15 protein-coding genes are annotated in these 12,628 nt (G+C 75.2%); 13 read left to right on the forward strand and 2 right to left on the reverse strand.

The window, feature by feature from the left end; translation table 11 throughout:
• Positions 1 to 6: 6 nt before the first annotated feature.
• A complete protein-coding gene (locus K8Z61_RS02545; protein ID WP_224126491.1) occupies positions 7 to 672 on the reverse strand; it encodes an LON peptidase substrate-binding domain-containing protein in 666 nt (221 codons plus the stop codon).
• A 125-nt stretch (positions 673 to 797) separates the two neighbouring features.
• Here K8Z61_RS02545 and hisD point away from each other — a divergent pair, with 125 nt between their 5' ends.
• The 13 genes from hisD (at position 798) to K8Z61_RS02610 (ending at position 11,955) form a co-directional block, all read left to right on the forward strand.
• Complete coding sequence (gene hisD, locus K8Z61_RS02550; RefSeq protein WP_224126492.1) at positions 798 to 2,096, forward strand: histidinol dehydrogenase; 1,299 nt, start codon at positions 798 to 800, stop codon at positions 2,094 to 2,096.
• Positions 2,097 to 2,109: 13 nt separating this feature from the next.
• Complete coding sequence (locus K8Z61_RS02555; protein WP_224126493.1) at positions 2,110 to 3,210, forward strand: histidinol-phosphate transaminase; 1,101 nt, start codon at positions 2,110 to 2,112, stop codon at positions 3,208 to 3,210.
• A complete protein-coding gene (gene hisB / locus K8Z61_RS02560) occupies positions 3,207 to 3,815 on the forward strand; it encodes an imidazoleglycerol-phosphate dehydratase HisB (RefSeq protein WP_224126494.1) in 609 nt (202 codons plus the stop codon). The genes K8Z61_RS02555 and hisB overlap by 4 nt, the downstream gene beginning before the upstream one ends.
• On the forward strand, positions 3,812 to 4,471 hold the full coding sequence (gene hisH, locus K8Z61_RS02565; RefSeq protein ID WP_224127591.1) for an imidazole glycerol phosphate synthase subunit HisH: 660 nt from the start codon (positions 3,812 to 3,814) through the stop codon (positions 4,469 to 4,471). Before hisB ends, hisH begins: the two co-directional genes overlap by 4 nt.
• A gap of 13 nt (positions 4,472 to 4,484) precedes the next feature.
• Positions 4,485 to 4,820 carry a hypothetical protein gene (locus tag K8Z61_RS02570; protein ID WP_224126495.1) on the forward strand — a complete coding sequence of 112 codons (336 nt, stop codon included), beginning with the start codon at positions 4,485 to 4,487 and terminating at the stop codon, positions 4,818 to 4,820.
• A gap of 11 nt (positions 4,821 to 4,831) precedes the next feature.
• Positions 4,832 to 5,566 (forward strand): bifunctional 1-(5-phosphoribosyl)-5-((5-phosphoribosylamino)methylideneamino)imidazole-4-carboxamide isomerase/phosphoribosylanthranilate isomerase PriA, encoded by a 735-nt coding sequence (gene priA, locus K8Z61_RS02575; protein ID WP_224126496.1) that lies wholly within the window; start codon positions 4,832 to 4,834, stop codon positions 5,564 to 5,566.
• A complete protein-coding gene (gene hisF, locus K8Z61_RS02580) occupies positions 5,563 to 6,336 on the forward strand; it encodes an imidazole glycerol phosphate synthase subunit HisF (protein WP_224126497.1) in 774 nt (257 codons plus the stop codon). The genes priA and hisF overlap by 4 nt, the downstream gene beginning before the upstream one ends.
• Positions 6,337 to 6,513: 177 nt before the next feature.
• The gene (locus tag K8Z61_RS02585) at positions 6,514 to 8,391 is read left to right on the forward strand and encodes an ABC transporter ATP-binding protein (protein ID WP_224127592.1); all 1,878 of its coding nucleotides are present in this window, start codon (positions 6,514 to 6,516) and stop codon (positions 8,389 to 8,391) included.
• On the forward strand, positions 8,388 to 10,250 hold the full coding sequence (locus K8Z61_RS02590) for an ABC transporter ATP-binding protein (RefSeq protein WP_224126498.1): 1,863 nt from the start codon (positions 8,388 to 8,390) through the stop codon (positions 10,248 to 10,250). Before K8Z61_RS02585 ends, K8Z61_RS02590 begins: the two co-directional genes overlap by 4 nt.
• Positions 10,247 to 10,603 (forward strand): phosphoribosyl-AMP cyclohydrolase, encoded by a 357-nt coding sequence (hisI, locus tag K8Z61_RS02595; RefSeq protein WP_224126499.1) that lies wholly within the window; start codon positions 10,247 to 10,249, stop codon positions 10,601 to 10,603. Before K8Z61_RS02590 ends, hisI begins: the two co-directional genes overlap by 4 nt.
• Complete coding sequence (locus K8Z61_RS02600) at positions 10,600 to 11,187, forward strand: Trp biosynthesis-associated membrane protein (RefSeq protein WP_224126500.1); 588 nt, start codon at positions 10,600 to 10,602, stop codon at positions 11,185 to 11,187. The genes hisI and K8Z61_RS02600 overlap by 4 nt, the downstream gene beginning before the upstream one ends.
• A gap of 74 nt (positions 11,188 to 11,261) precedes the next feature.
• A complete protein-coding gene (locus K8Z61_RS02605) occupies positions 11,262 to 11,459 on the forward strand; it encodes an HGxxPAAW family protein (RefSeq protein ID WP_224126501.1) in 198 nt (65 codons plus the stop codon).
• A 22-nt stretch (positions 11,460 to 11,481) separates the two neighbouring features.
• Positions 11,482 to 11,955 carry a DUF2752 domain-containing protein gene (locus K8Z61_RS02610; protein ID WP_224126502.1) on the forward strand — a complete coding sequence of 158 codons (474 nt, stop codon included), beginning with the start codon at positions 11,482 to 11,484 and terminating at the stop codon, positions 11,953 to 11,955.
• Between the two features lie 55 nt (positions 11,956 to 12,010).
• Here the strand turns inward: K8Z61_RS02610 and K8Z61_RS02615 are convergent, their stop codons facing one another.
• Positions 12,011 to 12,460 carry a DUF4190 domain-containing protein gene (locus K8Z61_RS02615; RefSeq protein ID WP_224126503.1) on the reverse strand — a complete coding sequence of 150 codons (450 nt, stop codon included), beginning with the start codon at positions 12,458 to 12,460 and terminating at the stop codon, positions 12,011 to 12,013.
• Positions 12,461 to 12,628: the final 168 nt, after the last annotated feature.

Genomic DNA, 12,628 nt, shown 5'->3' on the forward strand with positions numbered 1-12,628 from the left:
GGCGGGTCAGTTCGGCGACCAGCGGGTGCGCGCGACCTGCGTGGCCGGCAGCGAGGGGATCACGTTGATGGCCCGCAGCTCGGCGCGCAGCAGCCGGGTGACCAGTGAGAGCCGGTCGCCGGCGTCCTCCGCCTCGAGCAGCGACTGCCGCTCGGACATCGGCAGGGGAGCGCACGCCGAGAGCGCCCAGCTGAGCAGCTCGGGGTCCTGCGGGAGCGTGCCCGCGAACGGGTCGCCGGCCAGGTCGGCCATCGCGACCCGGTAGGCGGTGAAGGTGGCGCGAGCCTGTTCGAGGACCTCCGGCGAGACCTGCTCGGTGGCCTCCGGCAGCTCCTGTGCGTCGGCCACCGGGAAGTCGCCGGTGGGGTCGACGTGCTCGATGCTGATCCGGTCGAGCCCGACCCCGACGATGGAGTAGGTGCCGTCGGGGTGCTCCTCGACCTCAGTCATCCGCACCCGGACGCCGGTGCGGTAGACCGACTGGCCGCCGTGGTCGCCGACCTCGTAGCCCTCGCGGATGCCGACGCTGCCGAAGACGCGGTCGATCGGGTCGTCGAGGGACAGCAGGTGCCGCACCAGGGCGCGGTAGCGCTCCTCGAAGACGTGCAGCGGGATCGTCATGCCCGGGAACAGCACGGAGTTGAGGGGGAACATCGGCAGCCGTGCGATCACGGACCCACGGTAGTGGGCGCCACCTCGGGCGGGTCCCTCCCTCCGGGCGCGCGGTGCCGCACCCGCGCTGCCCAGGGCTCGGAGCCGATCCGCGGGCCGCCGGGCGCGCTTCGTAGACTGGCCCCATGATCCGACGCATCGACCTGCGGGGAGCCGGTCCCGAGACCGACTACCGCGCAGCCGTGCCCCGAGCCGACTTCGACATCGAGGCGGCGGTGCCGGCGGTGCACGCGATCTGCGAGGCCGTCCGCGAGCGGGGCGTCGAGGCGATCCAGGAGTTCAACGAGCGCTTCGACGGCGTCCGTCCGGCCGACGTGCGGGTGCCCGTCGCCGAGCTGCGCCGCGCGCTGGACGAGCTCGACCCCGCCATCCGCGCCGCCCTCGAGGAGTCGATCGCCCGCCTGCGCGCCACCAGCGCCCGCGAGCTCGAGACCGACGCCGTCACCGATCTCGGGCCGGGCGCGCGGGTCACCCACCGCAAGGTGCCGATGAACCGCGTCGGGCTCTACGTCCCCGGCGGGCTCGCGCCGCTGGTGAGCAGCGTCGTCATGAACACCGTGCCGGCCCAGACCGCCGGCGTCGGCTCGATCGCGCTGGCCAGCCCGCCGCAGCGGGAGTTCGGCGGGCTGCCGCACCCGAGCATCCTGGCCGCCTGCGCGCTCCTCGGCGTCGAGGAGGTCTACGCGGTCGGCGGCGCCCAGGCGATCGCCATGTTCGCCTACGGCGTCGGCGAGTGCGCGAAGGTCGACCTCGTCACCGGCCCCGGCAACATCTGGGTCGTCACCGCCAAGCGACTGCTCAAGGGCCTGGTCGGCATCGACTCCGAGGCCGGTCCCACCGAGATCGGCATCCTCGCCGACGACACCGCCGAGCCGGCTCACGTCGCCGCCGACCTGATCAGCCAGGCCGAGCACGACCCGCTGGCCGCCGCCGTGCTGGTCACCCCGAGCGAGACGCTGGCCGACGACGTCCTCGCCGAGCTCGAGAAGCAGGTCGCGGTCACCAAGCACGTCGAGCGCGTGCGCACCGCCCTCACCGGTCCGCAGTCGGGCGTCGTCCTGGTCGACGACCTCGAGCAGGGCCTGGCCGTCATCGACGCCTACGCCGCCGAGCACCTGGAGATCCAGACCCGCGACGCCGCCGCCTGGGCGGCACGGGTCACCAACGCCGGCGCGATCTTCGTCGGCCCGCACGCGCCGGTCAGCCTCGGCGACTACTGCGCCGGCTCCAACCACGTGCTGCCGACGGCCGGGTGCGCGTGCCACTCCTCGGGCCTCTCGGTGCGCGCGTTCACCAAGTCGGTGCACGTCATCGAGTACGACCGCGAGGGCCTCGCCGCCGTGGCCGACCACGTCGTCACGCTCGCCGAGGCCGAGGACCTCCCCGGCCACGGCGACGCCGTGCGCGTGCGGTTCGCCGACTGACGGCGCGACGACGATGGTCTTCCCCCCGCTGCGCGAGGAGCTGCGCGGCCTCGAGCCCTACGGCGCGCCCCAGCTCGACGTCCCGGTGCAGCTCAACGTCAACGAGAACCCCTACGGGCCGTCGCCGGCCTGCGTCGCCGACATCGCCGAGGCGGTCTCGCGGGCGGCCGCGACGCTCAACCGCTACCCCGACCGGGAGTTCGTCGAGCTGCGCGCCGGGCTCGCCGCGTACCTGACCCGCGACACCGTGGCCGCGGGGTTCGGCATCGAGCCCGCGCAGGTCTGGGCGGCGAACGGCTCCAACGAGGTGATGCTGCAGCTGCTGCAGGCCTTCGGGGGCCCGGGCCGCACGGCGGTCAGCTTCGCGCCGACCTACTCGATGTACCCCGAGTACGCCCGCGACACCAGCACCCGCTGGGTGCAGGGCCACCGCGCCGAGGACTTCTCGATCGACCTCGACGCCGCGCGCGAGCTCGTGCGCGCCGAGCGGCCGAGCGTCGTGCTGCTGCCCAGTCCGAACAACCCGACCGGCACCGCGCTGCCGCCCGCGGCCATCACCCTGCTGTGCGAGGCGGTGGGCGACCACGGCGTCGTGGTCGTCGACGAGGCGTACGGCGAGTTCCGTCGCTCCGGCACGCCCAGCGCGCTCGAGCTGCTGCCCGTGCACCGCAACCTCGTCGTCACCCGCACGATGAGCAAGGCGTTCGCCGGGGCCGGGCTGCGGCTGGGCTACCTGGCCGCCGACCCGGCGATCTGCGACGCGATCCGCGTCGTCCGGCTGCCCTACCACCTCTCGGCGGTCACCCAGGCCACCGCGCTGGCGGCGCTGCGGCACACCGACGAGCTGCTCGGCCAGGTCGACGCGCTGCGCGCCGAGCGCGACCGCACCGTCGTCTGGCTGCGCGAGCAGGGGCTCGAGGTCGCCGACACCGACGCCAACTTCGCGCTGTTCGGCCGGTTCGCCGACCGGCGCGCGGTCTGGCAGGGTCTGCTCGACCGGGGCGTGCTGATCCGCGAGGTCGGCCCCGACGGCTGGCTGCGGGTGTCGATCGGCACCCCGGAGGAGATGACCGCGTTCCGCGAGGCGCTGGTCGAGGTGAGGAGAGAGTCGTGAGCCGTACCGCGCGCATCGAGCGGGAGACCAAGGAGTCGAAGGTCCTCGTCGAGGTCGACCTCGACGGCACCGGCCGGCACGAGGTGTCGACCGGCGTCGGGTTCTACGACCACATGCTCTCGTCGTTCTCCCGGCACAGCCTCGTCGACCTCGTCGTCCGGGTCGAGGGCGACGTGCACATCGACGCCCACCACACCGTCGAGGACACCGCGATCGTGCTCGGCCAGGCGCTGCGCGAGGCGCTCGGCGACAAGGCCGGCGTGCGCCGCTTCGGCGACGCCACCGTGCCGCTGGACGAGGCGCTGGTGCAGGCCGTCGTCGACGTCTCGGGCCGGCCCTACTGCGTGCACGCCGGCGAGCCGGAGGGCCAGCAGTACGTCGTGCTCGGCGGCTCGGGCGTCGGCTACCTCGGCTCCCTGACCCGCCACGTCTTCGAGACCATCGCCTTCCACGCCCACCTCGCGCTGCACGTGCGGGTGCTCGCCGGGCGCGAGCCCCACCACATCGTCGAGACCCAGTTCAAGGCCTTCGCCCGGGCGTTCCGCGACGCGGTGGCGCTCGACCCCCGCGAGACCGGCGTGCCGTCCACCAAGGGCACCCTCTGAGCGCGCGGCCCCGCGTCGTCGTCCTCGACTACGGCAGCGGCAACCTCCGCTCGGCGGTCCGTGCGGTCGAGCGGGCCGGCGCGCAGGTCGAGCTCACCAGCGACTTCGAGGCCGGCCTGGCGGCCGACGGCCTGCTCGTGCCGGGCGTCGGCGCCTACGCCGCCTGCATGGCGGGTCTGCGCGCGGTCAAGGGCGACCGGCTGATCGGACGCCGGCTGGCCGGCGGTCGGCCGGTGCTCGGCATCTGCGTCGGCATGCAGGTGCTCTTCGCCCGCGGCGTCGAGCACGGCGTCGAGACCGAGGGCTGCGACGAGTGGCCGGGCGTCGTCGAGCGGCTGCAGGCGCCGGTCGTGCCGCACATGGGCTGGAACACCGTGCAGGCGCCGGAGGGCAGCCGCATGTTCGCGGGCCTCGAGGACGAGCGCTTCTACTTCGTGCACTCCTACGGGGTGCGCGAGTGGACGCTGGTCACCAACGACCGCACCCGGGCGCCCCTGGTCACCTGGGCCGAGCACGGCCCGGCCGGCGCGTCCGACCGGTTCGTCGCGGCGGTCGAGAACGGCCCCCTGTGGGCCACCCAGTTCCACCCCGAGAAGTCCGGCGACGCCGGAGCGGCGCTGCTGCGCACCTGGGTCACGACCCTCGCGGCCGGCTGAGCGGGCCGCGACGATGGCGAAGGAGCGCGCACGGCGGCGGGCCGAGCGCGAGGCGCAGGCCGCCCTGGTCGCGGCCGCGCGGGCGGCCGAGGCCGAGCGGGCCGAGCGACGCCGGGCGCGACGCGACGCCGTCGGTCGGCTGCTGCCCCGCCCGTCGCGCTCGCGGCGGACCACCGGCGTCCTGGCGCAGCGCCGGCGCCGACGTCTGACCGTGCTCGCCCTGCTGCTGGTGCTCCTGAACCTGCTCGTCGTGGCGTTCACCGCCACGTGGGCGCCTCGCGCGCTCGCCCTGGCCGTCTCGCTGCTGGCGGCCCCCATGCTGTACACCGTGCTGTTCCGCCGCTCCTAGGAAGTCCTCCGATGACCCACCTCCAGCTCCTCCCCGCCGTCGACATCACCGAGGGCCAGGCCGTCCAGCTCACCCAGGGCGTCGCCGGCTCCGAGCGCGCCTACGGCGACCCGATCGCCGCGGCGCTGCGCTGGCAGGAGGCCGGCTCGGAGTGGCTCCACCTCGTCGACCTCGACGCCGCCTTCGGCCGCGGCTCGAACCGCGAGCTGCAGGCCGAGATCGTCGGCCGGCTCGACATCGACGTCGAGATGAGCGGCGGCATCCGCGACGACGAGTCGCTGGCCGCGGCGCTGGCCACCGGCTGCCGCCGGGTCAACATCGGCACCGCGGCGCTGGAGAGCCCCGAGTGGTGCGCGCGGATCATCGCCGAGCACGGCGACCGCATCGCCATCGGCCTCGACGTCCGCGGCCGCACGCTGGCCGCGCGGGGCTGGACCCGTGAGGGCGGCGACCTCTACGAGACGCTCGCGCGCCTGGACGCCGAGGGCTGCGCGCGCTACGTCGTCACCGACGTCAACAAGGACGGCATGCTCCAGGGCCCGAACCTGCAGCTGCTGCGCGACGTGTGCGCCGCCACCGACCGGCCGGTCATCGCCTCGGGCGGCGTCACGACCCTCGACGACATCGCCGCGCTGATGGAGCTCGTGCCCGAGGGCGTCGAGGGGGCCATCGCCGGCACGGCGCTCTACGAGGGCCGGTTCACCCTCGAGGACGCCCTCGCGCTGACCCGCGGCGGCGCCCGATGAGCCTGGCGGTGCGGGTGATCCCGTGCCTCGACGTCGACGGCGGGCGCGTGGTCAAGGGCGTCAACTTCCTCGAGCTGCGCGACGCCGGCGACCCCGTCGAGCTGGCCCGGCTCTACGACGCCGAGGGCGCCGACGAGCTGACGTTCCTCGACATCTCGGCCTCGCACGAGGGCCGGGCGACCACGATGGACATCGTCTCGCGCACCGCCGAGGAGGTCTTCATCCCGCTCACAGTCGGCGGCGGGGTGGCGTCGGTCGACGACGTCGACCGCCTCCTGCGCGCCGGGGCCGACAAGGTGGGCGTCAACACCGCGGCGATCCGGCGTCCCGACCTGGTCGCCGAGATCGCCGACCGGTTCGGCAACCAGGTGCTGGTGCTGTCCGTCGACGCGCGCCGGGTGCCCGACGGGGGCGCGCCCACCGACTCCGGGTTCGAGGTCACCACGCACGGCGGACGCCGGTCGGCCGGCCTGGACGCCGTCGCCTGGGCGGTGCGCGCCGCCGAGCTGGGCGCGGGGGAGATCCTGCTCAACTCGATGGACGCCGACGGCACCCGCGACGGCTTCGACCTGGAGCTGATCGCCGCGATCCGGCGCGAGGTGGCGATCCCCGTGATCGCCTCGGGCGGCGCGGGCGCGGTCGAGCACTTCGCGCCGGCCGTCGAGGCCGGCGCCGACGCCGTGCTCGCCGCCTCGGTGTTCCACTTCGGCACGCTCTCGATCGGCGAGGTCAAGCAGGCCCTCGCGGCCGGCGGGCACCCGGTCCGCTGAGTCGGCCTCCCGTCCCGGTCGGAATAGGGTCGGGCCGAGGGCCGTTGCCCGACCGGCCCCGATCGAGGTCGGTCGGCCGCGGTGGAGGGCGAGCAGGGGAGACGTGACGTGACGCAGGTGGTCGACCGCAGCACCGACGCGCAGGAGGAGCCCCGCGACGCCGTGGTCGCGCCGGGCGTGCCGCCGTCCGCGCTCGACCCCGCGACCCGCACCGCCACGACCCGCGACGGCTTCGCCGTGCTCCTGGTGGCCATCCGCCGCGAGCCCTGGGTCTTCGCCGTCTCGACGATCGGCAGCGTGCTCTTCGGCGCGCTGACTGTCGCCGACGCGTGGGTGCTCGGCTGGTCGACCGACCACGTGCTGCTCCCCGCGTACCGCGACGGCGAGATCGGCGCCGGCATGCTGGCGGCCGTCGTCGCGCTGTTCGTCGGGGTCGCCCTGCTCCGCGCGGTCGGCATCGTCGCCCGACGGCTCGGGGCGGGCATCATGCAGTACCGCATGCAGGCGCACACCCGGCGCGCCGTCACCCGGCAGTACCTGCGGCTCCCGATGGCCTGGCACCAGCAGCACCCCACCGGCGAGCTGCTCTCGAACGCCAACTCCGACGTCGAGGCCGCCTGGGGTCCGATCGCCCCGCTCCCGATGGCCGTCGGCACGGTGGCGATGATGGTCATCGCGGTGGTGCAGATGCTCGCCACCGACCTCGTGCTGGCCTTCGTCGGCCTGCTCGTCTTCCCGGCCGTGATCGCGGCGAACCTCGCCTTCCAGCGCCGCTCCTCGCCGCTGATGACCCGCGCGCAGGAGCTGCGCGCGGAGCTCAGCGAGGTCGCGCACGAGTCCTTCGACGGCGCGATGGTGGTCAAGACGCTCGGCCGCGAGTCCGAGGAGACCCGCCGGTTCGCCGAGATCGCGCAGCGCCTGCGCGAGGTGAACGTCCGTGCGGGCCGCCTGCGCGCGGCCTTCGACCCGGCGCTGGCCGCGCTGCCCAGCCTCGGCGTGCTGGTGGTGCTCGCCACCGGCGTCCACCGGGTCGGCACCGGCGCGACCGCCGCCGGCGACGTCGTCACGATCGCCTACCTGCTGACGGTGGTGGCCTTCCCGATCCGCTCGCTCGGCTGGCTGCTCGGCGAGTTCCCGCGCAGCGTCGTCGGGTACCGGCGCGTCACCGCGGTGCTCGAGGCCGACGGCGAGATGCCCCACGGGGAGTCGCGGCTCCCGGCGGACGCCCGGGGCGGCGCCCGGCTCGAGCTGCGCGACGTCGCCTACGCCTACGACCCCGACCAGCCGCTGCTGCACGGCGTGACCCTCGACGTCGCGCCCGGCCGCACCGTGGCGCTCGTCGGCGCCACCGCGTCGGGCAAGAGCACCCTGACCTCGCTGGTCACCCGGCTCGTCGACCCCGACGCCGGCCGGCTGACCCTCGACGGCGTCGATCTGCGCGACCTCGCGCCGGGCGAGCTGGCCCGGGCGGTGGCCGTGGTGCCGCAGACCGCGTTCCTCTTCGACGACACCGTGCGCGGCAACGTCACCCTCGGCGCCGACCTCCCCGACGACGCGGTGTGGGCCGCGCTGCGCGCCGCCCAGGCCGACGAGTTCGTCGCCGCGCTGCCCCACGGCCTCGACACCCGACTCGGCGAGCGGGGCACGTCGCTCTCCGGCGGTCAGCGCCAGCGCCTCTCGCTGGCCCGCGCGCTGGTGCGTCGCCCCCGGCTGCTCGTGCTCGACGACGCCACCTCGGCGGTCGACCCCGAGGTCGAGGGGCGCATCCTCGCCGCGCTGCGGCGTCCCGATCCGCTGGCCCGAGCCGCCGACGCCAGCGTCGACGACCCGGCGATCGACCCGGACGTCCCGCCGCCGAGCCTGCTGGTGGTCGCCTACCGCAAGGCCACCATCGGCCTGGCCGACGAGGTCGTCCACCTCGACGGCGGCCGGATCGCCGCCCGCGGCACCCACGCCGAGCTGCTCGCCACCAGCCCCGCCTACGCCGCCCTCGTCAACGCCTACGAGACCGCCGACGAGACGCCCGTCCCGCCGACCGCGGAGGAGACCCGATGAGCGCCGCCACCGCCGATCCGCGGGTCGCGGCGGGCGGCCGCGTCGACTCCGGCGAGGAGATGGGCGCGCTGGAGACCATCCGGCTCGGCCTGCGCCACTCCCCGGAGCTCCGCGAGGGCCTCGGCGTCACGCTCCTGCTGGCCGTGCTCGCCTCGGCGGGACAGGTCGTCGTCCCGATCACCGTGCAGCAGACCCTCGACCGCGGGCTCGGCGCGCCCGGCGGGCCCGACCTGCGCTTCACCGTGCTGCTCGGCCTCGCGGCGCTGGTCGCGGTGCTCGTCACCGGGCTGGCCTCCTACGGCATGACCAGCCGGCTCTTCCGCACCGCGGAGAGCGGCCTGGCCACGCTGCGCACCAAGGCGTTCCGGCACGTGCACGACCTGCCCGTGCTCACCCAGAACACCGAGCGACGCGGGGCGCTGGTCGCGCGCGTCACCAGCGACGTCGACCAGGTCAGCCAGTTCCTCGTCTTCGGCGGCCTGCTGTTCGTCGTCAGCGTCGGGCAGGTGCTGGTCGCCACGATCGTCATGGCGGTCTACAGCTGGCAGCTGACGCTGGTGGTCTGGCTCTGCTTCGCGCCGCTGTTCGCCTCGCTCCGGTACTTCCAGCGCAAGCTCTCCGACGCCTACGGCACCGTGCGGCGCCAGGTCGGCGCCCTGCTCTCCGCGGTCTCCGAGCCCGTGGTCGGCGCCGGCGTCGTCCGCGCCTACGCCGTGCAGGACCGCACCCAGCAGCGCATCGACGAGGCGGTGGAGCGGTTCCAGGCCGCCAGCACCCGGGCCCAGGGCTTCACGGCCTTCTCGTTCTCCCTCGGCGGGGTGTCGGGCGGCCTGGCCAACGCGGGCGTCATCGTGGTCGGGGTGCTGCTCGGCTTCGGCGGCGACATCTCGGCCGGCGAGGTCCTGGCCTTCGCGTTCCTGGTCTCGCTGTTCGTCGGCCCCGTGCAGATGGGCACGCAGATCCTCACCGACGCGCAGAACGCGATCGCCGGCTGGCGACGCGTCCTGGGCATCCTCGAGACGCCGGCCGACCTGGTCGACCCCGGCGAGGCCGGCGTCGAGCTGCCCCGCGGGCCGATCGCGGTGCGGTTCGAGGACGTCGGGTTCGCCTACCCCGGCGGCCCGCCGGTCCTGCGCGGCATCGACCTCGAGCTCGCGCCCGGCTCGCGCATCGCGGTGGTCGGCGAGACCGGCTCGGGCAAGTCGACGATCGCCAAGCTGCTGACGCGGCTCATGGACCCCACGACCGGCCGCGTGCTGCTCGACGGCCTCGACGTGCGCGAGATCCGTCAGGCGAGCCTGCGCCGCAGCGTGGTGCTGGTGCCGCAGGAGGGCTTCCTCTTCGACGACACGATCGCCGCCAACCTCGCCTACGGCCGGCTCGACGCCACCGAGGCCGAGCTGCGCGCCGCGGCCGACGAGCTCGGCCTCGGCGACTGGCTGGCCGGCCTGCCGCATGGTCTGGCCACGCGCGTCGGGCAGCGGGGCGAGGCGCTCTCGGCCGGCGAGCGCCAGCTCGTCGCCCTGTGGCGCGCCCAGCTGGCCGACCCCGATCTGCTGGTCCTCGACGAGGCCACCAGCGCGGTCGACCCCGCCCTCGAGATGCGCATCGGCCGCGCCCTCGACTCCCTGATGCGCGGCCGGACGAGCGTCACGATCGCCCACCGGCTCTCGACGGCCGAGCAGGCCGACGAGGTGGTCGTGGTCGATCGGGGCGAGGTCGTCCAGCGGGGCCCGCACGCCGAGCTCGCCCGCCAGGCCGGCACCGCCTACGCCCGGCTGCACGCCTCGTGGGTGGCGCAGCAGTCCGGACGGGGCGCGGACCGTGCCGTGGCGTCGGCTGGGACACTGGATGCGTGAGCCTCGACCCTGCGATCGCCGACCGCCTCAAGCGCACCGACGACGGCCTGGTGCCGGCCGTGGTCCAGCAGCACGACACCGGCGAGGTGCTGATGCTCGGCTGGATGGACGACGAGGCGCTGCACCGCACCCTCACGACCGGCCGCGCCACCTACTGGTCGCGCTCGCGGCAGGAGTACTGGGTCAAGGGCGACACCTCCGGCCACCTCCAGTGGGTGCGCGAGGTGCGGCTGGACTGCGACGGCGACACCCTGCTGGTCAAGGTCGACCAGGTCGGCGCCGCGTGCCACACCGGCGACCGCACCTGCTTCGACGCCGTCCGGCTCGACGCCGTCGTCGGGACGCCCGCGTGAGGCGCTCCTTCGGCCTGACCGTCCTGCTCGGCCTGGCCTCCGGCACGCTGGTGGCCGTGGCCGGCTCCAAGCCGTGGGTCACCCCGGTCGGGGGCGACGGCGAGACGCGCGCCCTCGCGTCCTTCCTCGCCACCGGCGCCGATCGCGGCGAGCTCCCCGTCGCGACCTCGCTCGCGCTGGTCGTCCTGGCCTGCTGGGGCGTCGTGCTCGTGACGCGCGGGCGGGTGCGGCGGGCCGTCACCGTGCTCGGCGCCGTCGCCGCGGCCGGCACGGTCGTCGCGGTCGTCGACGCCTGGCTGCGGCTGGCCGACCGCGTCCGCGAGGACGTCGGCGCCGCGATGGGCGAGGCCGTCTCGACGCAGCACACCGCGTGGTCCTACGCGGGCAGCGTGGGAGTCGTGGTGATGCTGCTCACCACGCTCGTCGCCGTCCGGTCGGTCGGCTCGTGGCCCGAGATGGGCACCCGCTACGACACGCCGACCGGCGCGCCCGCGGGGGAGCAGACGGCGGCCGCTCCGCCGGAGGAGCGCTCCAACCTCGAGCTGTGGCGCTCGATCGACGCGGGCGACGACCCGACGGCCTGAGCCGCCGCGCGCCCACTAGACTGCGCACCACGATCCGCCGCCGACCCCGGTCGGCCCGCACCGAGGAGCACCGCATGTCCAGCAGCCACGGCAACACCCCCGCAGCCTGGACGGCCGTGGTGGTCGGACTGCTCGGCTTCATCATCGGCAGCATCGGCCTGCTCCTCGACCCGATCAGCTACCCGGTCTTCATCGCCGGCGTCGTGGTCACCCTGGGCGCCGGTGTGGTCTTCGGCGTGCTCGCGAAGCTCGGCTACCACGAGGGCCACTGAGCCCCTGCGCGGAGGTGATCCGGTGAGCCTCGCGCAGCACCGCGACGCGGCCCGCGCCGATGTCCCGGCCCCCACCCGGGCCGAGCGGATGCGGGGCCCGGTCGTCGCGCTCGGCGGCGTCGCCGTGGCGACGCTCGCCCTGCGGCTGCGCGATCCCCACCAGCAGGGCTCGTGGGGCGTGTGCCCGCTGGCCGCCCTCGGCATCTGGTGCCCGGGCTGCGGCGGCCTGCGCGCGGTCAACGACCTCACCCACGGCGAGCTGCTCGCCGCCGCCTCCAGCAACCTGCTCCTGGTCGCCTCGCTGCCGCTGGTCGCGCTGCTCGCGGCCGGCTGGGTCGCCCGCGCCTGGTCGGGGCGTCCCGTCGGCGGTCCGACCCTGGCCCTCCGCGGCGTGTGGGCCGGGCGCCTCGCCGCCGGCTACGCGGTGCTGGCCCTCGTCTTCATGGTCCTGCGCAACCTGCCCGGCCTGCCCGGAGGCTCCTGGCTCGCGCCCTGACAGTACGACTCCCCGCGTCCGCCGGGTCGGACGCGGGGAGTCGCGGTCGGGACGATCAGCTCGACGAGGTGTTGAGGGTGAGCGTGCCGGTGGCGTAGAGGATGACGCCGATCACGCCGAGCACCACGCCGATGATGCCGAGCACGAAGCCGGCCTGCGCGAGGCCGCGCCCGGTGCCCTGGCCGGCGGCGATCTCCTTCTTGGCCTGCTGGCCGAGGACGATCGCGGCGGTGCCGGTGATGAAGCCGCAGCACACGAAGCTCAGGACGCCGAGCACGAGCGACCAGATCGCCTTGCGGTTGGTCTTGGCCGGCTGGCCCGGGTAGCCCGCGGGCCCGCCGAAGCCGGTGGGCGGCCCGTAGCCGCCGGGGGGCGTGCCGTAGCCGCCACCCGGCGGGGGCGTGCCGTAGCCCGGCGGGGGCGGCGGCGGAGCCCCGTAGCCGCCCGGCGGCGGGGGAGGGGTGGAGTCGCCGTACGGCGGCGGAGGAGGCTCGTTGGTGCTCATGGGGTCTCCCTGATCAGGTGGGGTCGGACGGGCACCCGAGTGCCGGCTCCCGTCGTCGGGACCGTGTCCCGGTGGGCGGCACCCTAGTGCGCCGCGGCGTCCGACGGGCGCGGGCGGCACGCGACGGCGAGGCGCCGCGTGACAGACTCGGGGTGCAGCACCGCCCCT

It is taken from the genome of Nocardioides sp. TRM66260-LWL, from assembly GCF_020075545.1.
Lineage (GTDB): Bacteria > Actinomycetota > Actinomycetes > Propionibacteriales > Nocardioidaceae > Nocardioides.